Genomic DNA, 21587 nt, shown 5'->3' with positions numbered 1-21587 from the left:
AGGGATCAGATCTCTGCGGTCGGCGTCTTTGCCCCGCGCGTCTGTTTGCGCCACAGGGCTGCGTATTCCCCGCCCTGACGCGCCACCAGCTCATGATGGGCGCCGCGTTCGACGATGCGGCCTGCCTTCAGCACCAGAATCTGATCGGCGTCGGCGACGGTCGACAAACGGTGCGCCACCACCAGGGTCGTGCGACCGGTCCGCGCCTTGCGCAGCGTCTTCTGGATCGCCGCCTCGGTCCGGCTGTCGAGCGCGCTGGTCGCTTCGTCCAGGATCAAAATGCAGGGGTCGGCCAACAGAGCGCGGGCGATGCCCACCCGCTGACGCTCGCCGCCCGACAACTTCAGTCCCCGCTCGCCTACGCGCGTGTCCATGCCTTCGGGCAGGTTGCGGATGAAGTCCGCCAGTTCCGCCGCCTCGGCCGCCGCCCAGATCGCCGCCTCGTCCGCGTCGGGTCGGGCGAAGGCGATGTTGGCCGCGATGGTGTCGTTGAACAGGGCCACGTCCTGCGGCACCAGGGCCACGGCCGCCCGCAGCGACGCCTGTGTCACGCTGCGCGCGTCCCGACCGTCGATCAGCACTGCGCCTTCCTGCGGGTCGAGCAGCCGCAAGGCCAGCTTGACGATGGTGGACTTGCCCGCCCCCGACGGCCCGACCAGAGCGGTCGTGGTGCCCGCCGACGTGACGAAGCTGACATCGTCCAGACCTGCCGCCCGCGCATCATGCCGGAAACCGACATGGTCAAACACGACCTCGGCCCCTCGGCCGCTTTCAGGACGCGGCAGATCGATCGCGTCGGGCGCATCCGCCACCTGCGGCGCCTGCCGCGTCACCTTAAGCATCTCCTCCATGTCGATGAAGGATTGGCGGATTTCTCGATAGGCAAAGCCCAGAATATTCAGCGGCGCATAGAGGGAGATCATGATCAGCACGGCCGCCGTCACATCGCCCGGCCCCATGCGCCCCGCCGCCGCCTCGAACCCGGCCATGACGGCCATGATCCCAAGGCCGACGTTCATGATCAGGCCCTGGATCAGGTTCAAGGTCGCCAGCGAGGTGTTCGCCTTCAGCGACGCCTTCGCATAGGTCGCCAGAGACGCCTCATAGGCCTGCGCCGCCCGGCCCTCGGCGCCGAACGACTTGACGGTTTCATAGTTCAGCAGGGCGTCGACCGACAGGCCCGCCGCCTCGCTGTCGGCCGCGTTCATGGCGCGCCGATGCTCCAGCCGCCAGTTGGCCATGGCGAAGGTCGTGACCGCATAGACCAGCACCACGCCCACCGCCACGACGCCGAACCGCCAGTCGTATTTGCCGCCCAGAACCGCCGCCGCCAGCACCAGCTCCAGCACCGTCGGGCCCAGGTTGAACATCAGGATACGCAGCAGGAAGTCGACCGCGCGAGAGCCTCGGTCCATCACCCGCGACAGGGCGCCGGACCGCTTGGTCTGGTGGAAGTCCAGCGACAGGCTGAGGGCGTGAGCAAACGTCTCGGCCGCCGTCTTGCGCTGAGCCGCCGCGCGCACCGGGGCGAACACCACATCCGACAACTGAGGCGTCGCCGCCGACAGGAACCGCACCAGGGCCCAGCCCACGGCGAAAGCGGCGAAGCCCAGCCCCACCGACGCCGCCGGCCCCTGGTCCGCCGCCAGATGGTTGACCGCTGCGCCCAGGACCAGCGGCGCCAGCACGCCCAGCCCCTTGCCCGCCAGCGTCAGCAGGATTGCCCCCGCCACGCGCCACGGCAGTTGCGGCGCGCCCGAACGGGCCACCACGCCGATCAGGTTCTTCAGCGCCTCCAGCGTAGGCGGCGCCTCCTGTTGCGCGGGATCCGTCCCAGCGTTCATGGCCTTGCTTGCGACGTCGCCACGCCGTCCCGAGCGTTCACCGCGCATCGTCACGTCCCGCCGCCATCATGCCACCGAGGCGGAACGCGTCCGCCACGTCAATCCAGGCTCGCAACGGCGTCGATCAAGGCGTCAACCGACGCCTCATCAGTCGCCCAGGAACAAACGAACCGCACCGAGCCGTCGTCGAATTGATAGCAGGCCCAGCCCGCTGCATTCAGCGCCTGATGCGCCTCGTCCGGCATCCGCACGAAGACGGTGTTCGATTCCACCGGATGAGCCAGGACGAAGGGCGTTTTCGTCTCAATCCCGTCGGCCAGGCGCTGCGCCATCAGATTGGCGTGAGCGGCGCCCGATAACCAGTCGCCCGATTCCAGCAGCCCCAGCATTGGCGCGGCCAGCAGCCGGCCCTTGGACGCGGTCTGTCCGGCCTGTTTCAGCCGGTTGTCGATGCGGCGGGTCAACGTCTTGTCGAAGATCACCAGGGCCTCGACGCAGTGGGCGCCCGCCTTGGCCCCGCCGAACGACAGCACATCGACGCCCAGACGCGGAATGTCCTTGGGGTCAAAGCCCGCCGCTGCGGCGTTCGCCAGTCGCGCCCCGTCCATATGCACGCCCAGACCTCCTCGCTTGGAGGGCTCAATCAAATGGCGCAGTTCTTCCTCGGAATAGACGGCGCCGTATTCGGTCGTCTGGGTCAGGCTGAGCGCCGCCGGCGGCTGACGGTAGCCTACCACGGGTTCTTCCAGAGCGGCGTAAAGCGCGGCCACATCAACCTTACCCGAATAGCCCGGCAGGCCGATCAGGCCGACGCCCTGACCGAAGAAGCCGGGCGCGCCCGTCTCGTCCGTGCAGACATGGGCCGCGTGGTGCGCCAGTACCGCCTCATAGGCCCGCGCCAACATCGACAGGCCGATGGCGTTGGCCGCCGTGCCGCTGAAGACAAAACGCACCTCGGCGTCCGCATCCAGCGTCTGGCGGATCAAATCGGCGGCGCGCGTCGAGGTTTCGTCCGCGCCATAAGCTCGCGCGAACCCGGCATTGGCGGCGACCAGGGCCTGAAGCGCCGAGGGCGCCATGCCCGTCGTGTTGTCGGAACCGAAATCAAAACGCACGGCTCATTCTCCCCCTTGGTCAGAGGCCTCGCCCTGAACCGCACCATCCTGGACCGGAGCCATGACGACCCGCGCGAATTTGGCGTCCTTCGCCGGCACCTCGACCTGGTGCGGGAAGGGAATCTCGATGCCGGCTTCGTCCAGGGCCTCCTTGCCCGACTGAATCAGGTCAGCCTGGGTCTGCCACCAGTCGGCGTTGTTCACCCAGGCATGCAGAGTGATCTCGACCGCGCTGTCCAGCAGCGCCGTCACCCCCGTCCAGGTCGCCGCATCCGTCAGCACCTTGTCGTGAAGCCGCGCGACCGCCGCCAGCACGTCGCGCGCCTCCTTCAGGTTCTCGCCATAACCGACGGTGAACTTGATCTCGATCCGGCGCGTTCGCTGGCCCGTCAGATTGATGATGACGTCGCTCAGCACCTTGGAGTTCGGAATGACGATCTTGTGGTTGTTGGCGTTCGACAGCTGGGTGGTGAACAGATCCAGCTTCTGCACCGTGCCCGACGCGCCGCCCACGTCGATGACCTCGCCCACGCGATAGGGGCGCAGGACCAGCAGCATCACCCCCGCCGCCACGTTCGACAGCGTGCCTTGCAACGCCAGGCCGACCGCCAGGGAGGCGGCGCCCAGAACGGCGATGATGGAGGTCGTCTGCACGCCTAGGCGCTGCAGCACTGCGATCATGCCGACGATGATGACCACCACCCGCACGATCTGAACCATGAAGGCCAGCACTGTCGGGTCGCGCCTGACGGCCTTGGTGCGACCCAGAAGCTTGCGCGCCGCGCCCGACGCCCAGCGCGCCGCGATCAGCGTCAGGGCGAAGATGATCGCCGCCACCGTCAGGTTGATGGCGAAATCACCCAGCATATCCATGGCCTTGGCCAGGATGGCGGCGTCGACGGTCAACTTCTGCTCGCCAGCGGCCACCACTTGAGCCAGAGGCTCGGCGAGCACGACAGGGGTATGCAGGGAATTCGTGAGCATGAGCCGGGTCTAACGCACGCGCCGCCGATTGGAAGCCCCGCAGGTCAAGCTTTTTCACCCGCGCTGACCCGCCCGCCGCCGCGTTCGATGGCGTCCAGCAGGTCCAGAACAGAGGCGAGGGTGTCAGCCTCCCGCGCGGGCTTGTCCCAGCGGATGCGACTGACGCGCGGAAAACGCATGGCCACGCCCGATTTATGGCGCGTAGAGCGCTGCAGTCCCTCGAAGGCGATCTCCAGCACCAGGCCGAAATCGCGCTCGGCGCGAACGGCGCGGACCGGGCCGAAGCGGTCCGTCGTGTGATCGCGGACGAATTTGTCGATCTGCTTCAACTCTTCGTCGGTGAAGCCGAAATAGGCCTTGCCGACGGGCGCCAGCGCCCCCTCCTCCGTCCAGACGCCGAAGGTGTAGTCGGAGTAGTAGCCGGAGCGCTTCCCATGTCCTCGCTGGGCGTACATCAGCACGGCGTCGATGACGTGCGGATCACGCTTCCACTTGAACCAGGGGCCTTTGGGGCGGCCCGCCGTATAGACGCTGTCCCGGCGTTTCAGCATCAGCCCCTCCGCCGCCGCACCCACCGGAGGATCGGCGCGCAAGGCCTCCAACTCCGCCCACGTCTCATGCTGCAGCAACGGGGACAGATAAAGCCGTCGCCCCCCATGCGTCGCGACCAGCCGTTCCAGCCGCGTGCGACGCTTGGTCAACGGCAGGCGCCGCAGATCCTCGCCTCCCTCGGCCAGCAGGTCATAGGCCAGTATCGCTGCCGGATAGGCCGCCTGCAGTCTGGCGTCGGCCGTCTTGCGGTTCAATCGCTGCTGCAGATCGCCGAACGGTGCAACGACGTTGTCGCGGATCACCAGAAGCTCGCCGTCCACCGCTCCGTCAAACGCCAGATTCGCCGTCACATCGGGGAATGCAGCCGAAATGTCGTCTCCGGTGCGCGAGTACAATCGCGTGACGCCCGCCTCACACACGGCTTGCACCCGGACGCCGTCCCATTTCCATTCAGCGATGAAGGCCTGCGGATCCAGCCGCGCCAGATCAACCGCCGCGTCCAGCGCTGTCGCCAGCATGACGGGGCGGAACCGCCCTGGAACTTCAGCGCTAGGACGCTCTCCCCGACCTTCCAGCCAGGCAAACAAGTCGCCATAGGGGGCTGTCAGTCCATGCCAGACCTCCTCGACCTCGCTGACATCGACCGGCGGCAGGGACGCAGCCTGTTCACCGCCTTCAGGCGTCGGGTGTTCAATGACCGCCTCTGGCCGCACCATAGCAACGGCCGTGCGCGCTAGCCGCGCCGACACGCCGACGCGCAAACCGCCCGTGACCAGCTTGAGCAACGCCCAGCGACCCTTGGGCTCCAGGAAGTCCAGCCAATCTTCAACCAGACCGGACGCCTCCTGCCGGTCAGCACCCTGAAGCGCGTCCACCACTTCAGCCAAGGATGGTTCGCGGTTAAGGCGACAATCAGGATTGATCGGCCATATCAGGGCGACCGTCTCCGCCAGGTCGCCGACGTAGTCATAAGACCAGCCGAACAGCACAGGATCGACCCGCGCCTCGGCCGCCTTGCGTATCATGGCCGGCTTGGCCGCCGAAAAGCTCAGATCGCCGGTCAGCGCCGCCAACGCCCACCCGCGATCCGGATCGGGCGTGGCGCGCATATAATCTCGCAACAGGAGCAGCTTCGCCTTGCGCGAAGCGGTCAACGACAGTCGATCAAGCAGTTCGGCGAAGCCGTGCAATTCAGCTCCTTGGGTTCAAACGCTCCTTTAGAACGGCGAACCTCGCAGTCGTTTCCGCGTCGGTTCAGGCCGCTTCGCTTTCGATCATCCGCCGCAACATCGAACGTCCGCCCTTGGCCTGGCTCATCAGGCCCGCCAGACTACGGAAGTCGATCGGCTTGTTTAGATAGGCGTCGGCGCCCGCCGCCAGCCCCGCCTCCTGATCCTCGTTCCGCGCCGAGGCCGATAGAACGACGATGGGCGTCTCGGCGTTGGCGCCCCCTTCACGGATCAGCCGCGTCGCCGTCAGCCCATCCATGATCGGCATGTTCACGTCCATGACAATCAGGTCGAACGTCTGGTGGCGAGCGATCTCAACAGCCTCCTGGCCGTTCTCGGCGGTAGTCGTGCGTCGTCCCGTCGACCCCATCCAGGCCTCCAGGATCATGCGGTTGACGGCGTGGTCCTCGACGACCAGCACCTCCATCGCATCCTCCTGGGTCATCTCAGCGTCTGCGTCGACTTCAGCAGTCTCATCGACCCAGTGCACGACCTCCCCCTCGACGGCGAAGACGAAGACCGATCCTTTGCCGACTTCGGACGTCACCGAGATATCCCCGCCCATGATGTTGGCCAGCCGCCGCGAGATGGTGAGGCCCAGGCCCGTCCCGCCAAATCGCCGCGTGGACGAGGCGTCGATCTGCGTGAACGGCTGGAACAGTTGATCCATGTCCGCTTCGGAAATGCCCGCCCCGCTGTCATACACGGCGAATTCTAACGCCACGCGCCGTTCCGAGATGCGACGCCCTCGCGTCACCAGGCGGATGTCTCCGCCATCAGTGAATTTCACAGCGTTGGACAGAAGGTTCTGCACGACCTGGCAGACACGCAGCGGGTCGCCGCGTACGACCGCAGGCACCTCGCCTTCGAACTCAGACACGAACGTCAGCCCTTTGGCTTCGGCCTGCGCCTCAAACGGCCCGACAATCCGACGGTGCAGGTCGTCGAGCTGAATATCAATGGATTCGAAATTCATCCGCCCCGCCTCGATCTTGGTCATGTCGAGGATGTCGTTCAGCAAGCTCAGCAAATTGTCGCCTGAGTTGCGGATGATCGCCAGGTATTCGCGTTGGGCGCCGTCAAGGCGCGTCGCGCTCAACAATTGGGCCACGCCCAATACCCCGTTCATCGGCGTGCGTAGTTCGTGAGAGATAACCCCCAGAAAGTTGGACTTCGCCTCATTCGCCGCATCGGCCTTGTCACGAGCGGCCTCCAGCTCCGCAATCAGATGAGCCTGATGCTCCTGGAAGGCGCGGATGCGGTCTTCGCGCAGCATGGTCATGGTCACCAGGACAAACAGCGAGGCCACAGTAACGGGTATCAGCGCCACAAAAGGCCAGAACGCGTCTGGATGGCCGATCAGGGTCACGCCGATGATCGCAGCCGCCAAACCGTAGGGCGACGAGATGATCAGCGCCTGCTTCGGCGAGCTGCGAAGCTGGGCGAAAACCAGAACATAACCTGAAATCAGGAAGGCGATCGCCAGCTCACGCCCGAAGTACGACGGCGAAAACCACGCCAGCAAGGGCGCAACGGCCCAAGCCGCCGTAGTCACCGCACCGACAATGGGGAATATTCTGCCCCAACCGGCCTCGGCGTCCTGGCTTTCACTGATCCGCTTTTCGGCGACGCCGCGGAGGGCGCCCGCCGCGAGCGTTCCGGCAAACCAAAGCAGGCCGTGCGGCAAGCCGACCGTCGCGATCAGGCCCAGCGCCCAGCTGGCAATGATCATATAGCGCAAGTAGTGGGTTTGCAGGATGGCGGACAGGGCCTGGGCGGCGCTACCGGCCTCCTGGCTTTCCAACCCCTTCCCTATGCCCTCGGAACCTACCATACGACGCCCCCGCCCGCTGCAAAAATGCTTCGGGGACGGACGCTATGACCAAATGTTCTAAGACGGCGTGAACGCAAAGAACCACGTAATGTGAAAGGCGCGGGTATTAGCTCGCTGCTTCTCCAGGCGTCTGGGCGCGGATCGACAACGCGTGAACCTGACCGCTGAGTTCGGCTTTCAGCACGGCGTTTATCGCCCGCTGACGCGCGACCCGATTCTGGCCTTCGAAGGCGCTGGAAACGATCGTCAACTGAAAATGGCTTTCTCCGCCATCCTGGGCGTCGATGCCGCCTTCATGGTGGTGGCCGGCGTGCTTCCAGCTGTCGTCTTCAAGCTCAATCACGCTCGGAACGAACGCTGCAGTCAGTTTTTCACGGATAATCGTCGCTACGGGGCCATCAGACATGGGTCATTCCTTGAAGCTGTCCAAATCAGGCCTACACTTCGGAGGATGTCCGCTTCTTTTCAATACAAGCCTCGCTTCACCGACATCCGTGTGAAGCCCCCTCGGCCCGAAGAGGAAGAAGCCGAGGCTGATGTCCTGCGCCTGAAACCCGGCCAGAAGCGCTGCGAGTGGCCCGACTGCACCCAGCCCGCCAGCGCCAAGGCGCCCAAGTCGCGCGAACAGCTCAACGAGTTCTACAACTTCTGCCAGGTCCATGCCGGGCAGTACAACAAGGGTTGGAACTTCTACGCAGGCATGAACGAAGGTCAGATTCGCGCGGCCCAAGAAAACGAGGCCATGACCGGGGGCCGCCCCACCTGGCAGATGAAAGCTGGCCCGCAAACGCGTGAGGCCGCCGCCTTCGCCGCGAAGTTCGGCACGAACAACAACGCGGGCGCCGGTTCATGGCGCGACAGCTTTGGCCTTTTCGGGCGCCGCACCCAGGACGCGCCTGTCGCCGACGCCCCCGAACAACGCATGGGCAAGCTAGAGCGCGCCGCCTTGGCAGACCTGAACCTGGAACCGGGTGCGGACAAATCCGCCGTCAAGGCGCGCTATCATGAGATGTTGAAACGCTTTCATCCTGACACCAACGGCGGCGACCGCGGCGCAGAGGCCAAGCTTCAAAGCGTCATTAAAGCCTGGAAAACCTTGAAAAAGGCCGGTTACGCCTGATCGCCCGCAACAGCCCCCCGCCGCCGGGTGGAGCGTCTATGCGTGTGACTTGGCCGCCCAGTTCGGACGAATCCCATATTTCTGCGAAAGCCTCCACGCCGCTCTCGCCGCGCATCACGCGCCGCGTCTCGCGGATCGCTTCCGTGAAGGTGTTCGCCTCAAGAGCGAGCATCTGAGGCGTCCGGCCGGGCGCATCATAAACATAGCAGAAGAACTGCGGCAGCGTGGTCATTTCAGCCCCTCCCCTATGGGAGCGATGTCGCAATTATTAACACCCGCCTGTGGACGTTTCGAATCACAGAACCGTTGTTTCTGATACACGGCGTCCCCACGTCCATTCTTCCTTCACCTCTTATGGAGCCTGCCCCATGGAAGTCCTGTACCGCGCCCACGCCACGGCCTCCGGCGGAGGGCGCGACGAAGGTCGCTCGGCTACCGACGATGGCAAGATCGACGTTCGCCTGTCCGTTCCGACCGAAATGGGCGGCAAGGGCGGCGACGGGACCAATCCCGAGCAGCTTTTCGCCACGGGCTACGCCGCCTGCTACATGGGCGCTCTGCGGCTGGTCTCGGGCAAGGCGGGTACGCCGGTCGGCCCGGACACCAAGGTTTCGGCCGGGATCGGCTTCGGCAAGAACATCCGCGGTGAAGGCTTCAATCTCGACGTGACCCTGCGGGTGACGGACCATGGGCTGGATCGTGCGGTGATCGACGACCTGATCCAGAAGGCGCACCAGGTCTGCCCCTATTCCAACGCCACGCGCGGCAACGTCGACGTGGACCTGTCGGCGGAATAATCCGACCGGCCCAGGGCGAATAAATCATCCGGCCCCTCGCGCGTGTTGAGCCGCGCGCGCGAGGGCGCTAGGTGGATGGTCATGACCTCTCCGCTCGACGCCTCCCCCGATCCGCTCGTCATCCTTGAACCGCACCGCAAGGTCACGCTGAAGGAAGCGTTCGGCATCGACTCCGACATGGTCGTGCCCGCCTTCGAGACGCGCGACAGCCACGTCCCCGAGATCGACGAATCCTATCGCTTCGATCCCCAGACGACGCTCGCCATCTGCGCGGGCTTCGCCTACGACCGCCGCGTGATGGTTCAGGGCTATCACGGCACCGGCAAGTCAACCCACATCGAGCAGGTCGCCGCCCGCCTGAACTGGCCCATGGTTCGCGTCAACCTGGACGCTCACGTCAGCCGCATCGACCTGATCGGCAAGGACGCCATCGTCCTGAAGGAAGGCAAGCAGATCACCGAATTCCGCGAGGGCATCCTGCCGTGGTCGCTGCAGCGCCCGGTCGCCCTGGTGTTCGACGAATATGACGCGGGCCGTCCGGACGTCATGTTCGTGATCCAGCGCGTGCTGGAGGCGCAGGGCCGCCTGACCCTGCTGGACCAGAACCGCGTCATTCGTCCGAACAAGTGGTTCCGCCTGTTCGCCACCTCGAACACGGTCGGCCTGGGCGACACCACGGGCCTGTACCACGGAGCCCAGCAGATCAACCAGGCGCAGCTGGACCGCTGGAACATCGTCACCACGCTCAATTACCTCGACCACGACGTGGAAGCCGAGATCGTCGCCGCCAAGGTGCCCGAGTGGAACGACGCCGAGGGCAAGCGCCGCATCGCCGCCATGGTCCGCGTCGCCGACATGACCCGTAACGCCTTCATGAACGGCGACATCTCGACGGTCATGTCGCCGCGCACGGTCATCACCTGGGCCCAGAACGCCATCATCTTCGGCGGCGACGTGGCCCTGAGCTTCCGTCTGACCTTCCTGAACAAGTGCGACGAACTGGAACGGCCAACCATCGCCGAATTCTATCAACGCGCCTTCGGCGAAGACCTGCCGGAATCCGCCACGCGGGTGAAGATCGGCTAGAGGCTTCCCCCTCGCGCAATTGAGAAGGCCGCCTTCCAGATCCGGAAGGCGGCCTTTTTTTCTTAGCGAAGTCCCGAGACGAACATCCTCGGACGTGAACGCCGCACCAGCCACAGATTGACCGTAGCCGTCGCCAGCACCAGCGCCGCCACAGCCTGGTGCAGCACGCCGAGCGTCACCGGGACGGCGTGGATCAGCGTCAGGACGCCCAGCCCCGCCTGCAGCCACAGCGCGCCCGCCAAAACGAGGGCCGAAGCGCCCAGCCCCTCGCCCAGACGCCCGCGCAGGGCCTGAACCGCATAGAAGGTGCCCGCGAACAGCAGCACATAGGCGCCGATCCGGTGGTTCAACTGCACCAGCCCCTGATCGTGCAGGAAGGCCAGCGCCCCCTGCCCCCACTCGACCGGCGGGAACAAGGCGCCGTTCATCATCGGCCAGTCGGTATAGATCATGCCCGCCTTGGCCCCGGCCACCAGGCCGCCGAGCAGACACTGGAAGAAGACGCCGCCCAGCAGCAGGCCAGCGCCCCAGCTCCAGCCGCGCGGCGCGCGCGTGAAGTCCGAACCGGACCAAGCCTCCAGCCCCGTCCAGATCAGTCCAGCGAAGATCAGGAAGGCCAGGCCTAGGTGGGTCGTCAGCCGTTCCGGCGCCACATCGATGCGCTCAGCCAGGCCGCTGGACACCATCCACCAGCCGATCAGCCCCTGCAGGCCGCCCAGGGCCAACAGGATCGCACAGCGCCCGATAAGGCGTCGCGGAATGGCGCGGAAGACCAGGAACAGGACGAAGGGCACGGCGAAGACCACGCCGATCAGACGTCCCAGCAGACGGTGCGCCCATTCCCACCAGAAGATGTACTGAAACTCCGCCATGCTCATGCCAGCGTTGACCTCGACGTACTGGGGGATGGCCTTGTACTTGTCGAACGCCTCGACCCAGTCGGCGTGGTTCATCGGCGGCAGGGCGCCCATGATGGGCTTCCATTCCGTGATCGACAGGCCCGAGCCGGTCAGGCGCGTCGCGCCTCCGACCACCACCATGGCGAACACCAAGGTCGCGCAGAAAAACAACCACAGCGCCACCGCGCGGCTGTGGTCCAATTCACCTATACGCTTCATTCGACGCCTGCCGTTCGCCCCGATATGCTGCCGCCTCTTTCGCGGGCGGCGGAACCGAGGGATATGCCCCTCTCGCGAGACAAGATCGAGTCGCTTTCTTCGCCAAAGCGTCGCACAGCAGTCAGGGAGCGCCGGTCGGTGCCATATATCGAGATCGCCATCGCCGTCGCCGGCGCCCTGCTCCTTGCGTGGGTCGCCGACCTGTTGACAGGTCGGCGCGGAATCGGCGCGGTCATGCTTGTCGCCTTGGTCAGTGGGGCGTGCGGAGCCTTCCTGGCCATTCGGGTTTTCGCCATCGCCACCCTGGCCGACTGGGCATGGCTGCCCTGGTCGATGGCGGCGACGGTGATCGGCCTGATCGCCTTCTTCCTGTTCCGGAGCAAACGATGATGCCTCCCCGCGCGCGCCGTTTCGTCGCCACTCTGGGTGTTATCTTCTTCCTGATCTTCTGGATCTGGGGGGCGGTGACGGTGCACGATCTGCTGCCGGACGCCCGGTGGATCGATCTGATCTTCTTCACCGTCGCGGGCGTCGGTTGGGGCCTTCCGCTCATTCCCCTGCTGCGCTGGGCCGAGCGAGAAAAATAGGCTCTAGACCGTAGGCAGGCGGGCGATGAAGTGGCCCTTCATCCCCTCGGGCCAGTCGCGATAGGGCACGGCGCCGTCCGGGCTGGCGGCGTAGCGGCGCGCGAAGTCGACGATAGCCTCAGCCGCCTCGGCGGTCGGCATGAAGGTTCCGGCTAGGTAGCCTGGCTTGCCGCCCTGGGCCAGATAGACGGTGCAGTGGCTGCGGCAGGCCCACAGGCAGGCCTGCTCCTCGACCCGCAGTTCGGGCGCGCGTTCAGCCGCCGTCGCCACGGCCTGAAGCAGCAACCGCCCGCCCGAGACGCCGTCCGCGTCCACGGGCTCGTCCGTCGACAGACGGCAGGTGGTGCAGACGATCAGTCGCGCCGTCGCCTCCGTCATCAGAACTCCACCCCGGCCTGGGCCTTCACCCCGCTGCGGAACGGGTGCTTGACCATCTGCATGTCGGTGACGAGATCGGCCGCCTGGATCAGGGCGTCCGGGGCGTTGCGGCCGGTGATGACGACGTGGGTGTCGGCCGGACGCGCGGCCAGAACCTCCAGCACCTCCTCGACCGGCAGGTAGTCGTAGCGCAGGGCGATGTTCAGTTCGTCACAGACGACCATCTTCCATTCCGGGTCCATGATGCGGGCCTTGGCGGCCTCCCAGGCGCGGCGGACGTTGGCGATGTCGGCGGCGCGGTCCTGAGTGTCCCAGGTGAAGCCCTCGCCCATCGGCCGCATCTCGACCAGATCGGGAAAGCTGTCGAACAGGGTCTGCTCGCCCGTCTCCATCGCGCCCTTGATGAACTGGATGATGGAGGTCTTCATCCCGTGGCCGATCATGCGGCAGACCATGCCCATGGCCGCCGTCGACTTGCCCTTGCCCGTCCCGGTGTGGACGATGACCAGGCCGCGCTCGACGGTCTTTGACTGCATCATCCGGGCGCGGGCGGCCTGGATGCGCTTCATCTTCTCGGCGTGGCGGGCGTTCAGTTCGGCGTCGTGCGGGTCGTTCATCGGCGGCCGTCTCCTTCAGCGGTCAGGTCCAGTTCAAAGGGCGCGCCCCAGTCGGTCTCCGCGCCCCGGCCGATAGCCTCGACGGCGCGGACCATGGCGCCGCCGCGGTCCAGCAGGCGGTCGGCCAGGGCGACGATCAGGGCGTTGGGCGTAGCGGTCGGCGCGGCGTCGCGCAGACGCGCGGCCCACTCATCCTCGCGCCCCCGCGCCGTGCGGGCGCAGGCGACGACATAGGCCGCCGCCGTCGAGCGGCTGACCCCCGCCCAGCAGTGGATCAGCAGAGGCCGCGCGCCGGTCCATCCCTGCGCAAACGCTATCAGGGCCTCAACATGTTCAGCCGACGGCGCGACCAGCCCCTCGCGCGGGGCGGCGATGTCGTTGAAGCGCAGGTCCAGCCGGTGTTCGGTGTCAAAGGCCGCTTCCGCTCCCGGCGAGGCCAGCGTCACCAGATGCGACGGCTGATGCGCGGCCAGCAGCCGCTCGACCTGCGGCAGGGACGAGACGATCAACCTCATGCCGCCAGAAATCCGGCGACGGCCAGCAGGAAGCCGACCTCGAACATCTGTTCGACCGCGCCCAGCACGTCGCCGGTGCGCCCGCCGATCAGCCGCTGCGCCTGCCACGCCGGAACCGCGCCGACGACCAGCCCCGTCGCCACACCGACCACGCCCGCCGCGACCGGCAGCAGGGCCAGCGGCCACAGGGCGACCAGCACCGCCACCGCCAGCCCCGCGATCGAAGCCCGGTCCGGCTTGCCCTCCTTGGCCATGCCGGGGTCGCCGCCATAGGGCATAAGCGCCATCGCCCCGACCGCCGCCGCCCGGCCCAGGCCATGCGAGGCCACCAGCGCCGCCGCCGCCATCCACGGCGAGACGGCGACCAACATCGCCAGCGCCGCGACCCGCAACGCCAGCGTCAGCCCCAGCGCCAGCGCGCCGTATGAGCCGAGGCGGCTGTCCTTCATGATCTCCAGCCGCCGCGCCCGCGTCTGGCCGCCGCCCAGACCGTCGGCGGTGTCGGCCAGCCCGTCCTCGTGGAAGCCGCCGGTCATCGCCACGCCCGCCGCCACGGCCAGCAGGGCCGCGATCCACGGGCTCCACACCTGCGCCGCGCCGTACAGGATCACCGCCGCGATCAGGCCCACCACCTGCCCGACCAGCGGGAACCAGCGCGCGCTCTGCTGAATCCACTCGGGTTGGAAATCACGAAGCGACGGCGTCGGTAGGCGCGTCAGGAACTGCAGGGCGCAGACGAACAGTCGCGCCTCGCGCCCGATCATCGCGCGGCCTCCAATATGTCCTTCAGCTCGGCCACGTCGGACAGCAGGGCGCAGGCCGCCTTCAACAGCGGCACGGCCAGCAACGCGCCCGTCCCCTCGCCCAGACGCATGTCGAGGCCTAGCAAGGGTTGCGCCTCGACCGCCTCCAGCATCCGACGATGCCCGGCCTCGGCCGAAGCGTGGGCGAAGATGCAGTAGTCGCGCGCCTCCGGCGCCAGCCGGATCGCCAGCAGGGCCGCTGCCGAACCGATGAAGCCGTCGACGATGACCGGCGCGCCCGCCTTGGCCGCGCCCAGCAGGGCCCCGGCCATCATGGCGATCTCGAAGCCGCCGAACTGGGTCAGCACCTCCATCGGCGCCGTCGCGTCCGACCGGGCCGCGGCCCTGGCCAGCACGGCCTGTTTGCGCGCCATGCCCTCGGGCGAATGCCCCGCCCCCTGCCCCACGCAGTCGGCCAGAGGCGCGGGCGCCAGCCGGTGCATCAGCAGGGCCGCCGAGGCGCTGTTGCCGATGCCCATCTCGCCCAGCGCGATCACATCGGCGCCGTCGTCGATGGCGGCCCGCGCCATGGCGGCGCCTTCCAGCAGGGCGGCCTGCGCCTGATCGGGCGCCATGGCGGGCTCGACCGAGGCGTCCTTCGTGCCCGGCGCGACCTTGGCGTGGATCAGGCCTGCGCGCTCCGACAGGTCGGCGGCGACGCCCGCGTCGATCACTTGCACCTGCGCGCCGACGACCCCGGCGAAGGCGTTGGCGCTGGCCCGGCCTGTCAGCAGGGTGTCGACCATGGCGACGGTCACGCCCGCCGGATAGGCCGCCACGCCTGAGCGCGTCAGCCCGTGATCCCCGGCGAAGACCAGCAGCACCGGCCGGGTCACGGTCGGCCGCAGAGTCTGCTGGATCAGGCCCAGCGCAAGGGCAAGATCCTCGATCCGGCCGAGGGCGCCGACCGGCTTGGCCTTGCCGTCCAGCGCCTGCCGCAGCGGCGCGCGCAGCCCCTGATCCACGGTCGGCACGGAAAGAAGGTCGGTCAGTTCGGTCATGTCAGTCCTGCGATCCGGGCCAGCGCCGGAATGTCGAATTGGGTTTCCAGAACGGCGGCGATGCGGTCCAGCGCCTGATCCACCCGCGCGCCCTGGTCCACGCCGTCGGATATGGCGCCGACCTCCGCCAGCAGCGCCGCCCGCGCCTCGACCCGGTCGAACAGGCCGTGGACATAGAGGCCCGCGATCCGGCCGTCGCCCGAGCGCGCCCCATGCGCCGCCCCGTCGATCACGGCGACCGGGCGGGCCGTATCCGGGCCGTCAGTGCGGCCGATGTGGATCTCATAGCCCCGAACCGCCGCGCCCGAGGGCGTCAGCCGCCCCTCCACCCGGCGCAGCGTCTTGGCCCCCGCCAGCACCGTCTCGACGTCCAGCAGGCCCAGCCCCGGCGCCGAACCCGCCACGCCCTCGACGCCGTCGGGATCGCTGATCGTCCGGCCCAGCATCTGATAGCCGCCGCACACGCCCAGCACCCGCCCGCCGCGTCGCACATGGGCGGCGATATCCACGTCCCAGCCCTGCGCGCGCAGGAAGGCCAGATCGGCCAGCGTCGCCTTGGTCCCCGGCAGGATGATCAGGTCCGCATCGCCCGGCAGGGCCTGCCCCGGCGGCACGAAGCCGAAGTCCACGCCCGGCTCATGCCGCAACGGATCGAAGTCGTCGAAGTTGGCGATGCGCGACAGCATGGGGACGGCGATCCGCACCTTTCCGCCACGCTGCCCCCCCGACCGCTCCAGCACCACGGCGTCCTCGGCCGGAAGCGCCCGCGCGTCCGCCAGCCACGGCGCCATGCCCAGATCCGCCCAGCCGGTGCGCCGCGTGATCTCGGCCCGCCCCTGATCGAACAGGGCCGGATCGCCGCGAAACTTGTTGATGATGAAGCCCCTGATCATCGCCCGGTCTTCATCGTCCAGCACCGCATGGGCGCCGACCAGAGAGGCGATCACATGGCCCCGGTCGATGTCGCCGACCAGCACCACCGGCACGTCCGCCGCGCGGGCGAAGCCCATGTTGGCGATGTCCCCGGCGCGCAGGTTGGTCTCGGCCGGACTGCCCGCCCCCTCGACGATCACCAGATCGGCTTCGGTGTGAAGACGGCGGAAGCTGTCCAGCACCACGTCCAGCAGGGCGGCCTTGCGGTCCTGATAGCCGGCCGCCTGCCACACGCCCTCGACCTGACCGCGCACGACCAGCTGGGCGCCGGTGTCGCTCTGCGGCTTCAGCAGGACGGGGTTCATGTCGACCGTCGCCGGCGTGCGGCAGGCCAGCGCCTGAAGCGCCTGAGCACGGCCGATCTCGCCGGTGCGGCCTTCAGAGTCAGGCGCTGTGACGGCGGCGTTGTTGGACATGTTCTGCGGCTTTAACGGCCGCACCTTCAGGCCGCGATTGGCGAAGACGCGGCACAGGCCCGCGACCAGCACCGACTTGCCCACGTCCGAACCGCAGCCCTGAATCATCAGCGCGGCCATGCGAAGCCCCCGCCGATCAGCAGCATCAGCAACAGGGCGCAGGCGAGGCCGTAAACCTTCAGCCCGCGTTTCAGATCATGAGCGGACGGCGGCGCCCAGTCGCCGAAGACAGGTCGGTCGGTCATGACGCCGTCATAGCGGACCGGCCCGCCCAGTCGAACCCGCAGCGCGCCCGCCATGGCCGCCTCGGGCCACCCGGCGTTGGGCGAGGCGTGCCTGCCTGCATCGCGCCACATGATGCGCCAACCGCCTGCGCCGCCCAGAGCGATCAGGGCGCCCGCGATGCGCGCCGGGATCCAGTTCATCACGTCGTCGATCCGCGCCGCGGCCCAGCCGAAGGCCCGCCAGCGCAGCTCCCTGTGGCCGATCATGCTGTCGGCGGTGTTGATGGCCTTATAGGCAAACAGGCCCGGCAGGCCGCCGATCACGAACCAGAAGACCGGCGCGACCACGCCGTCGCAGAAGCTCTCGGCCAGGCTTTCCAGAGCGGCCGTCGCGACCTCGTTCTCGTCCATCGCCTCGACGTCGCGGCCGACGATCATGCCGACCGCCAGACGCGCGGCGGGCAGGTCGCCCGCCTTCAGCGGCCGAGCCACGGCGCGGACGTGGTCGAACAGGCTGCGCGCCGCCAGTCCCGTCGCGCCGCAGACTAACAGCAACGCCACCCCCGGCCAAAACGGCGAGGCGGCGGCCATCGCCTGTACGCCCCAGCCCGCCCCGCCTGCGACCGTGATCAGGATCAGGACCGTGACGACGCCCAGGATGCGGCGTGCGCCTTCGGGCCGTTCCGCCTTGTTCCAGCGCCGCTCCAGCACCGCGATCAGGGCGCCGAGCCACGCCACCGGATGCGACAGGCGCCGGGACCAGCCGACGACGCCCTCGACCAGCAAAGCCCCCGCGACGATCCAGGGCATGGGCAGGCTGCTAACGGGCACGGCCGACCATCTCCAGCACCGGGCCGCGCGCGCCGTCCAGGGTGCGCGCCTCGACGCCGTACGCCGTCTTGAGCACCTCGGGCGACAGGGCCTCGGCCGGGGCGGCGTCGGCCAGCACGCGTCCCTCAGCCAGAACGATCACCCGATCCGCCACGCGCAAGGCCGCGTCGAGGTCGTGCAGGGTCAGGACGACGCCCCGCCCCTCTTCATCCGCCAGCCGCCGGAACAGGTCGCAGGCGTCCAGCACATGACCCGGATCGAGGCCCGCCAGCGGCTCGTCCGCCAGCAGCCATTGCGGTTCTCCGGCCAGGGCGCGGGCGATCAGGACGCGCGCCCGCTCGCCCCCCGACAAGGTCGAAACGACGCGGTCGGCGAAGGCCTCCACCCCCGCCACGGCCATGGCGCGGGCCACGGCGGCGCGGTCGTCCGCCCTCAAGCCCCAGGCGCCGACGTAGGGGGTGCGGCCCAGGCCGACGAAGGTGCGCCCCTCGACCGCCCAGGCGATCTCGGCGTTCTGGGGCAGGTAGGCGATGCGCCGTGATCGCGCGCGCGCGGGCAGGTCGCGCAAGGCTCGGCCGTCCAGCGTCACGCGGCCCGCGTCAGGCGTCCGCAGGGCCGCCAGACAGTCCAGCAGCGTCGACTTGCCCGCCCCGTTCGGTCCGACGATCGCCGTCACCAGCCCCGGCGCGAAGGCGGCGTCGACGCCGTTCAGCACCGCCTTGTCGCCCAGTCGGACAGACAGGTTCTCCGCGCTCAGGATGCTCATGCCAGCTTCCTTCTCATGGTGATCAGCAGGGCCAGGAAGAAGGGGCCGCCCAGGGCCGCCATGGCCACGCCCAGCTTGATCTCGGTCGAAGCGGGCGTCAGCCGCACCAGAATGTCCGCCGCCAACGTCAACGCCGCCCCGCCCAGGGCCGAGGGCAGAAGCAGGCCGCTGGGCCGCGCGCCGATCAGGGGCCGCAGCAGATGCGGCACGATCAGGCCGACGAAGCCGATCGACCCCGTCACCGCCACCGCCGAACCGACCGCCAGGGCCGCCCCCAGCGCCAGCATCATCCGCCCGACGTCCAGCCGCACCCCCAGCGACCGCGCCCCCGCCTCGCCCAGGGTCAGGGCGTCCAGCGTCCGCCCTTGGGTCAACAGCAGCAGGCAGCCCAGGATCATGCCCGGCGCCGCCAGCCTCAGCTCGACCACGCTGCGGTCGGCCAGCGACCCCATCAGCCAGTTGACGATCTCGTTCACCGCCCAGGGGTTGGGCGCCAGGTTCAGCGCCAGGGCCACGCCCGCCCCGGCCATGGTCTGAATCACCACCCCGGCCAGAATGAAGGTGACGACGCTGCTGGTCGCCCCCGCCAGGGCCAGCAGCAACAGCACGCCGATCCCCGCCCCGACCATGGCCACGACCGGCAGCACCCACGGCGCGCTGGCCGCCCCGCCCAGATAGAAGGTCAGCACCGCCCCCAGCGCCGCCATGGTCGAGACGCCCAGGATCGCCGGATCGGCCAGCGGGTTGCGCGTATAGCCCTGCAACGCCGCCCCGGTCAGGCCCAGCACCGCCCCGACCATCAGGGCCAGCACGGTGCGCGGCAGGCGCAGCTCGAACAGGATGGCCCAGGCGGGATCGCCGCGCTGGCTCGCCCAGTCGCTCCACGGAATCCAGACGCGGCCCGCGCTCATGCTGGCGACGGACAGGGCGACGATCAGGAGCAGAAGCCCGATCATCACCAGGGGACGCGGCAGGGTCATGTCAGGGCCTCCAGCGCCGTGCGGCGCGCGCGAGCCAGGGCGGCGGCGGTCTGGATCAGCACCGGCCCGCCGCAATAGAGCAGCTTCTCTTCCAGTTGCGCCTGCACCATCCGCCCGGACAGGGACTTCAGCGCCGGATGACGCATCACCCGGTCGGCCCAGGTGCGCGAGCCGCGCACCGGCACGCCGCTGAGCAACACCTGGGGCGGGTCGGCCAGCAGGCGCTCAACCGGGACATTGCCCCATTTGCCCAGGCCATAGCGGCCGGCGACATTCTCGAAACCGGCGCGGGTCATCATCTCGTCCATCAAGGTGCCGCGCCCGGCGGCGAAACCGTTGGGCTGGTAGATCAGGGCCGTCAGCGGCGCCGATCCCGGCGGCGGGGCGGCGGCGGCGATGGCCGCCTCGATGCGCGCGATCAGGGCCTGGCCCCGCGCCGGGCGGCCGACCAGGCGGGCGACCTCGCGCACCTGGTCCAGGCTTGCGGCCACGCTGTCGGGCACGGCGAACAGTTCGGTCTGGATGTTCAGACGGCCCAGGGCATTGCGGGTCGCCAGGGCGCTGTGGCGACTGGTCAGCACCAGATCGGGGCGCAGGGCGATGACCTCTTCCGCCGTCTCCCAGGTGAAGGGCAGGGTCTCGGCCACCTCGGAAATGGTCGAGCCGACCGGCTCGCGCGCATAGTGGCTGAGGGAGGCGATCTGCCCCCGGTCGGCGACGTGGACCAGGATGGCGTCAAGGCAGGCGTTCAGCGACACCACGCGGCGCGGCGCAGCGTCGGCCGCAGCCGGCCCGACGACCAGCATGGCTCCCGCGCCCGCCAGCGCCTGTCGCCGGCTCGCCCTCATCCGAAGGCCTCCAGCGCGCGTCGCAGTCGAGGGAAGTCGCGCTCGACCGGAACGCCGAAGCGCAGGGCGTCGGGCGTATGGTCGAACGGCCGGGTCAGGATGCCCGCGCGGCACAGGTGCTGGAACCAGCGCGCGGCGTGGGGCGTGCGCGTCATGCGGAACAGGCTGGTCCCGCCGATGATCTGGAACCCCGCCCGCGCCAGCAAGTCGTCCAGCCGATCGGCCCGCTCGGCCAGGGCCGCCTCGGTCCGGCGCCGCCAGGCCTCGTCAGCGTAGGCGCCCAGCCCCAGCGTCAGGGCGTCGGCGCTGACCGGCCAGTCGCCCTGAAGCGCGCGCAATCGCCGGATCAGCTCGGGCGCCGCCAGCATGAAGCCCAGCCGCACCCCGGCCAGACCGTAGAACTTACCGAACGAGCGCAGGACGATCAGCCCCGGCTCGGCCAGGTCCGACACGCTGTCGCCGGGCGCGCATTCGATGAAGGACTCGTCCGCCACCAGCCAGCGCCCCGCCTTGGACCGCGCCCGCGCCATGGCGATCAGATCGGCCCGCCGGGTCAGGCGCCCGTCGGGATTGTTCGGATTGACGACGACCAGCACGCCCGCCTGCGAGGCCGCCGCCTGATCCGGCGCGATCAGGCGCGTCGCCACGCCCGCCGCCCGCCAGGCCTCGGCATGGGCGCCGTAGGTCGGGCCGACGACCTCGACCGCCCGCACGCCCAGCAGCAGGGGCAGAAGACGGATCGCCGCTTCGGCTCCCGCGACCGCCGCCGTCCGCTCAGGCGAAGCGCCGAAGGCGGCCGCAGCGACCGCCTCCAACGCCGCCAGGGCGGCGGGATCGGGCAGGCGGTTCAGCGCCTCCTCCGACGCGCGCGCTCCCCGCCACGGCTCGGGATTGATCCCCGTGGACAGGTCCAGCCAGGGCTGCGGCGCGTCGGGATAGGCGGCGGCGGCCGTTATCAGGCCGCCGCCGTGCCGGGTCGCCGTCGTCAGGAACGCGGCGTCCTTCATCG

Annotated in this window: 24 protein-coding genes; 5 read left to right on the top strand and 19 right to left on the bottom strand. The window is 68.5% G+C overall.

The window, feature by feature from the left end:
• Window positions 1-5: 5 nt before the first annotated feature.
• The 6 genes from AC3A3G_RS04685 to AC3A3G_RS04660 form a co-directional block, all read right to left on the bottom strand.
• Window positions 6-1844: an ABCB family ABC transporter ATP-binding protein/permease gene (locus tag AC3A3G_RS04685; protein ID WP_487487658.1), complete on the bottom strand. Its 1839-nt coding sequence runs from the start codon at window positions 1842-1844 to the stop codon at window positions 6-8.
• A 98-nt stretch (window positions 1845-1942) separates the two neighbouring features.
• Window positions 1943-2959, bottom strand: a complete 1017-nt coding sequence (locus tag AC3A3G_RS04680; protein WP_487487657.1) for a threonine aldolase family protein — start codon at window positions 2957-2959, stop codon at window positions 1943-1945.
• A gap of 3 nt (window positions 2960-2962) precedes the next feature.
• On the bottom strand, window positions 2963-3943 hold the full coding sequence (locus AC3A3G_RS04675) for a mechanosensitive ion channel family protein (protein ID WP_487487656.1): 981 nt from the start codon (window positions 3941-3943) through the stop codon (window positions 2963-2965).
• A gap of 44 nt (window positions 3944-3987) precedes the next feature.
• The gene (locus AC3A3G_RS04670; RefSeq protein ID WP_368922815.1) at window positions 3988-5685 is read right to left on the bottom strand and encodes a cisplatin damage response ATP-dependent DNA ligase; all 1698 of its coding nucleotides are present in this window, start codon (window positions 5683-5685) and stop codon (window positions 3988-3990) included.
• 64 nt (window positions 5686-5749) lie between these two features.
• Window positions 5750-7558 (bottom strand): ATP-binding protein, encoded by a 1809-nt coding sequence (locus AC3A3G_RS04665; RefSeq protein ID WP_487487655.1) that lies wholly within the window; start codon window positions 7556-7558, stop codon window positions 5750-5752.
• A 106-nt stretch (window positions 7559-7664) separates the two neighbouring features.
• Entirely contained in the window at window positions 7665-7964 is a 300-nt protein-coding gene (locus AC3A3G_RS04660; RefSeq protein WP_487487654.1) for a BolA family protein, read from the bottom strand.
• A 45-nt stretch (window positions 7965-8009) separates the two neighbouring features.
• On the opposite strand from AC3A3G_RS04660, the gene AC3A3G_RS04655 reads away from it, so the two are divergent.
• Window positions 8010-8678, top strand: coding sequence for a J domain-containing protein (locus AC3A3G_RS04655; RefSeq protein WP_368922820.1), 669 nt, complete (start codon window positions 8010-8012; stop codon window positions 8676-8678).
• Here the strand turns inward: AC3A3G_RS04655 and AC3A3G_RS04650 are convergent.
• On the bottom strand, window positions 8638-8910 hold the full coding sequence (locus AC3A3G_RS04650; protein WP_487487653.1) for a hypothetical protein: 273 nt from the start codon (window positions 8908-8910) through the stop codon (window positions 8638-8640). The two genes, AC3A3G_RS04655 and AC3A3G_RS04650, sit on opposite strands and share 41 nt — an antisense overlap.
• A 136-nt stretch (window positions 8911-9046) precedes the next feature.
• On the opposite strand from AC3A3G_RS04650, the gene AC3A3G_RS04645 reads away from it, so the two are divergent.
• Window positions 9047-9475, top strand: a complete 429-nt coding sequence (locus tag AC3A3G_RS04645) for an organic hydroperoxide resistance protein (RefSeq protein WP_487487652.1) — start codon at window positions 9047-9049, stop codon at window positions 9473-9475.
• Between the two features lie 75 nt (window positions 9476-9550).
• Window positions 9551-10561, top strand: a complete 1011-nt coding sequence (gene cobS, locus AC3A3G_RS04640) for a cobaltochelatase subunit CobS (protein WP_200165349.1) — start codon at window positions 9551-9553, stop codon at window positions 10559-10561.
• A 62-nt stretch (window positions 10562-10623) separates the two neighbouring features.
• On the opposite strand, the gene AC3A3G_RS04635 is transcribed toward cobS (AC3A3G_RS04640), so the two are convergent.
• Entirely contained in the window at window positions 10624-11679 is a 1056-nt protein-coding gene (locus AC3A3G_RS04635; protein ID WP_200165350.1) for a COX15/CtaA family protein, read from the bottom strand.
• A gap of 138 nt (window positions 11680-11817) precedes the next feature.
• Here AC3A3G_RS04635 and AC3A3G_RS04630 point away from each other — a divergent pair, with 138 nt between their 5' ends.
• Together AC3A3G_RS04630 and AC3A3G_RS04625 are read left to right on the top strand one after the other, a co-directional pair.
• Window positions 11818-12069 (top strand): transglycosylase, encoded by a 252-nt coding sequence (locus tag AC3A3G_RS04630; protein WP_200165351.1) that lies wholly within the window; start codon window positions 11818-11820, stop codon window positions 12067-12069.
• A complete protein-coding gene (locus tag AC3A3G_RS04625; RefSeq protein WP_234287674.1) occupies window positions 12066-12266 on the top strand; it encodes a DUF2842 domain-containing protein in 201 nt (66 codons plus the stop codon). The genes AC3A3G_RS04630 and AC3A3G_RS04625 overlap by 4 nt, the downstream gene beginning before the upstream one ends.
• A 3-nt stretch (window positions 12267-12269) precedes the next feature.
• Here the strand turns inward: AC3A3G_RS04625 and AC3A3G_RS04620 are convergent, their stop codons facing one another.
• The 11 genes from AC3A3G_RS04620 to cobD are packed head-to-tail and all read right to left on the bottom strand — an operon-like array spanning window position 12270 to window position 21585.
• Window positions 12270-12644, bottom strand: coding sequence for a DUF1636 domain-containing protein (locus AC3A3G_RS04620; RefSeq protein WP_200165352.1), 375 nt, complete (start codon window positions 12642-12644; stop codon window positions 12270-12272).
• The gene (gene cobO / locus AC3A3G_RS04615) at window positions 12644-13261 is read right to left on the bottom strand and encodes a cob(I)yrinic acid a,c-diamide adenosyltransferase (RefSeq protein ID WP_200165353.1); all 618 of its coding nucleotides are present in this window, start codon (window positions 13259-13261) and stop codon (window positions 12644-12646) included. Before cobO ends, AC3A3G_RS04620 begins: the two co-directional genes overlap by 1 nt.
• The gene (locus AC3A3G_RS04610) at window positions 13258-13776 is read right to left on the bottom strand and encodes a tyrosine phosphatase family protein (protein WP_487487651.1); all 519 of its coding nucleotides are present in this window, start codon (window positions 13774-13776) and stop codon (window positions 13258-13260) included. Before AC3A3G_RS04610 ends, cobO begins: the two co-directional genes overlap by 4 nt.
• A complete protein-coding gene (gene cobS, locus AC3A3G_RS04605) occupies window positions 13773-14540 on the bottom strand; it encodes an adenosylcobinamide-GDP ribazoletransferase (RefSeq protein WP_234287675.1) in 768 nt (255 codons plus the stop codon). The genes AC3A3G_RS04610 and cobS (AC3A3G_RS04605) overlap by 4 nt, the downstream gene beginning before the upstream one ends.
• Window positions 14537-15580, bottom strand: coding sequence for a nicotinate-nucleotide--dimethylbenzimidazole phosphoribosyltransferase (cobT, locus tag AC3A3G_RS04600; RefSeq protein WP_487487650.1), 1044 nt, complete (start codon window positions 15578-15580; stop codon window positions 14537-14539). Before cobT ends, cobS (AC3A3G_RS04605) begins: the two co-directional genes overlap by 4 nt.
• Complete coding sequence (locus tag AC3A3G_RS04595) at window positions 15577-17049, bottom strand: cobyric acid synthase (protein WP_487487649.1); 1473 nt, start codon at window positions 17047-17049, stop codon at window positions 15577-15579. The genes cobT and AC3A3G_RS04595 overlap by 4 nt, the downstream gene beginning before the upstream one ends.
• A complete protein-coding gene (gene cbiB / locus AC3A3G_RS04590; RefSeq protein WP_487487648.1) occupies window positions 17037-17984 on the bottom strand; it encodes an adenosylcobinamide-phosphate synthase CbiB in 948 nt (315 codons plus the stop codon). Before cbiB ends, AC3A3G_RS04595 begins: the two co-directional genes overlap by 13 nt.
• Window positions 17974-18750, bottom strand: coding sequence for an ABC transporter ATP-binding protein (locus AC3A3G_RS04585; protein WP_346520842.1), 777 nt, complete (start codon window positions 18748-18750; stop codon window positions 17974-17976). Before AC3A3G_RS04585 ends, cbiB begins: the two co-directional genes overlap by 11 nt.
• Window positions 18747-19730: a FecCD family ABC transporter permease gene (locus AC3A3G_RS04580; protein ID WP_487487647.1), complete on the bottom strand. Its 984-nt coding sequence runs from the start codon at window positions 19728-19730 to the stop codon at window positions 18747-18749. Before AC3A3G_RS04580 ends, AC3A3G_RS04585 begins: the two co-directional genes overlap by 4 nt.
• On the bottom strand, window positions 19727-20578 hold the full coding sequence (locus tag AC3A3G_RS04575; RefSeq protein WP_243637579.1) for an ABC transporter substrate-binding protein: 852 nt from the start codon (window positions 20576-20578) through the stop codon (window positions 19727-19729). Before AC3A3G_RS04575 ends, AC3A3G_RS04580 begins: the two co-directional genes overlap by 4 nt.
• Window positions 20575-21585 carry a threonine-phosphate decarboxylase CobD gene (gene cobD, locus AC3A3G_RS04570; RefSeq protein WP_125900191.1) on the bottom strand — a complete coding sequence of 337 codons (1011 nt, stop codon included), beginning with the start codon at window positions 21583-21585 and terminating at the stop codon, window positions 20575-20577. Before cobD ends, AC3A3G_RS04575 begins: the two co-directional genes overlap by 4 nt.
• Window positions 21586-21587: the final 2 nt, after the last annotated feature.

This window comes from Brevundimonas sp. Soil_N_31, from assembly GCF_057655995.1.
Note: the sequence above shows the minus strand (reverse complement) of the source record. Positions and strands in the feature narration are given on the sequence as shown.

Bases quoted from the DNA above. Each gene is read 5' to 3' on its own strand.
- AC3A3G_RS04685 (WP_487487658.1), bottom strand. From the start codon at position 1,844: ATGAACGCTGGGACGGATCCCGCGCAACAGGAGGCGCCGCCTACGCTG.
- AC3A3G_RS04650 (WP_487487653.1), bottom strand. From the start codon at position 8,910: ATGACCACGCTGCCGCAGTTCTTCTGCTATGTTTATGATGCGCCCGGC.
- AC3A3G_RS04675 (WP_487487656.1), bottom strand. From the start codon at position 3,943: ATGCTCACGAATTCCCTGCATACCCCTGTCGTGCTCGCCGAGCCTCTG.
- AC3A3G_RS04635 (WP_200165350.1), bottom strand. From the start codon at position 11,679: ATGAAGCGTATAGGTGAATTGGACCACAGCCGCGCGGTGGCGCTGTGG.
- AC3A3G_RS04625 (WP_234287674.1), top strand. From the start codon at position 12,066: ATGATGCCTCCCCGCGCGCGCCGTTTCGTCGCCACTCTGGGTGTTATC.
- AC3A3G_RS04620 (WP_200165352.1), bottom strand. From the start codon at position 12,644: ATGACGGAGGCGACGGCGCGACTGATCGTCTGCACCACCTGCCGTCTG.
- cobO (WP_200165353.1), bottom strand. From the start codon at position 13,261: ATGAACGACCCGCACGACGCCGAACTGAACGCCCGCCACGCCGAGAAG.
- cobS (WP_234287675.1), bottom strand. From the start codon at position 14,540: ATGATCGGGCGCGAGGCGCGACTGTTCGTCTGCGCCCTGCAGTTCCTG.
- AC3A3G_RS04655 (WP_368922820.1), top strand. From the start codon at position 8,010: ATGTCCGCTTCTTTTCAATACAAGCCTCGCTTCACCGACATCCGTGTG.
- AC3A3G_RS04645 (WP_487487652.1), top strand. From the start codon at position 9,047: ATGGAAGTCCTGTACCGCGCCCACGCCACGGCCTCCGGCGGAGGGCGC.
- AC3A3G_RS04585 (WP_346520842.1), bottom strand. From the start codon at position 18,750: ATGAGCATCCTGAGCGCGGAGAACCTGTCTGTCCGACTGGGCGACAAG.
- cobT (WP_487487650.1), bottom strand. From the start codon at position 15,580: ATGACCGAACTGACCGACCTTCTTTCCGTGCCGACCGTGGATCAGGGG.
- cobD (WP_125900191.1), bottom strand. From the start codon at position 21,585: ATGAAGGACGCCGCGTTCCTGACGACGGCGACCCGGCACGGCGGCGGC.
- AC3A3G_RS04580 (WP_487487647.1), bottom strand. From the start codon at position 19,730: ATGACCCTGCCGCGTCCCCTGGTGATGATCGGGCTTCTGCTCCTGATC.
- AC3A3G_RS04665 (WP_487487655.1), bottom strand. From the start codon at position 7,558: ATGGTAGGTTCCGAGGGCATAGGGAAGGGGTTGGAAAGCCAGGAGGCC.
- AC3A3G_RS04660 (WP_487487654.1), bottom strand. From the start codon at position 7,964: ATGTCTGATGGCCCCGTAGCGACGATTATCCGTGAAAAACTGACTGCA.
- AC3A3G_RS04610 (WP_487487651.1), bottom strand. From the start codon at position 13,776: ATGAGGTTGATCGTCTCGTCCCTGCCGCAGGTCGAGCGGCTGCTGGCC.
- AC3A3G_RS04595 (WP_487487649.1), bottom strand. From the start codon at position 17,049: ATGGCCGCGCTGATGATTCAGGGCTGCGGTTCGGACGTGGGCAAGTCG.
- AC3A3G_RS04575 (WP_243637579.1), bottom strand. From the start codon at position 20,578: ATGAGGGCGAGCCGGCGACAGGCGCTGGCGGGCGCGGGAGCCATGCTG.
- cobS (WP_200165349.1), top strand. From the start codon at position 9,551: ATGGTCATGACCTCTCCGCTCGACGCCTCCCCCGATCCGCTCGTCATC.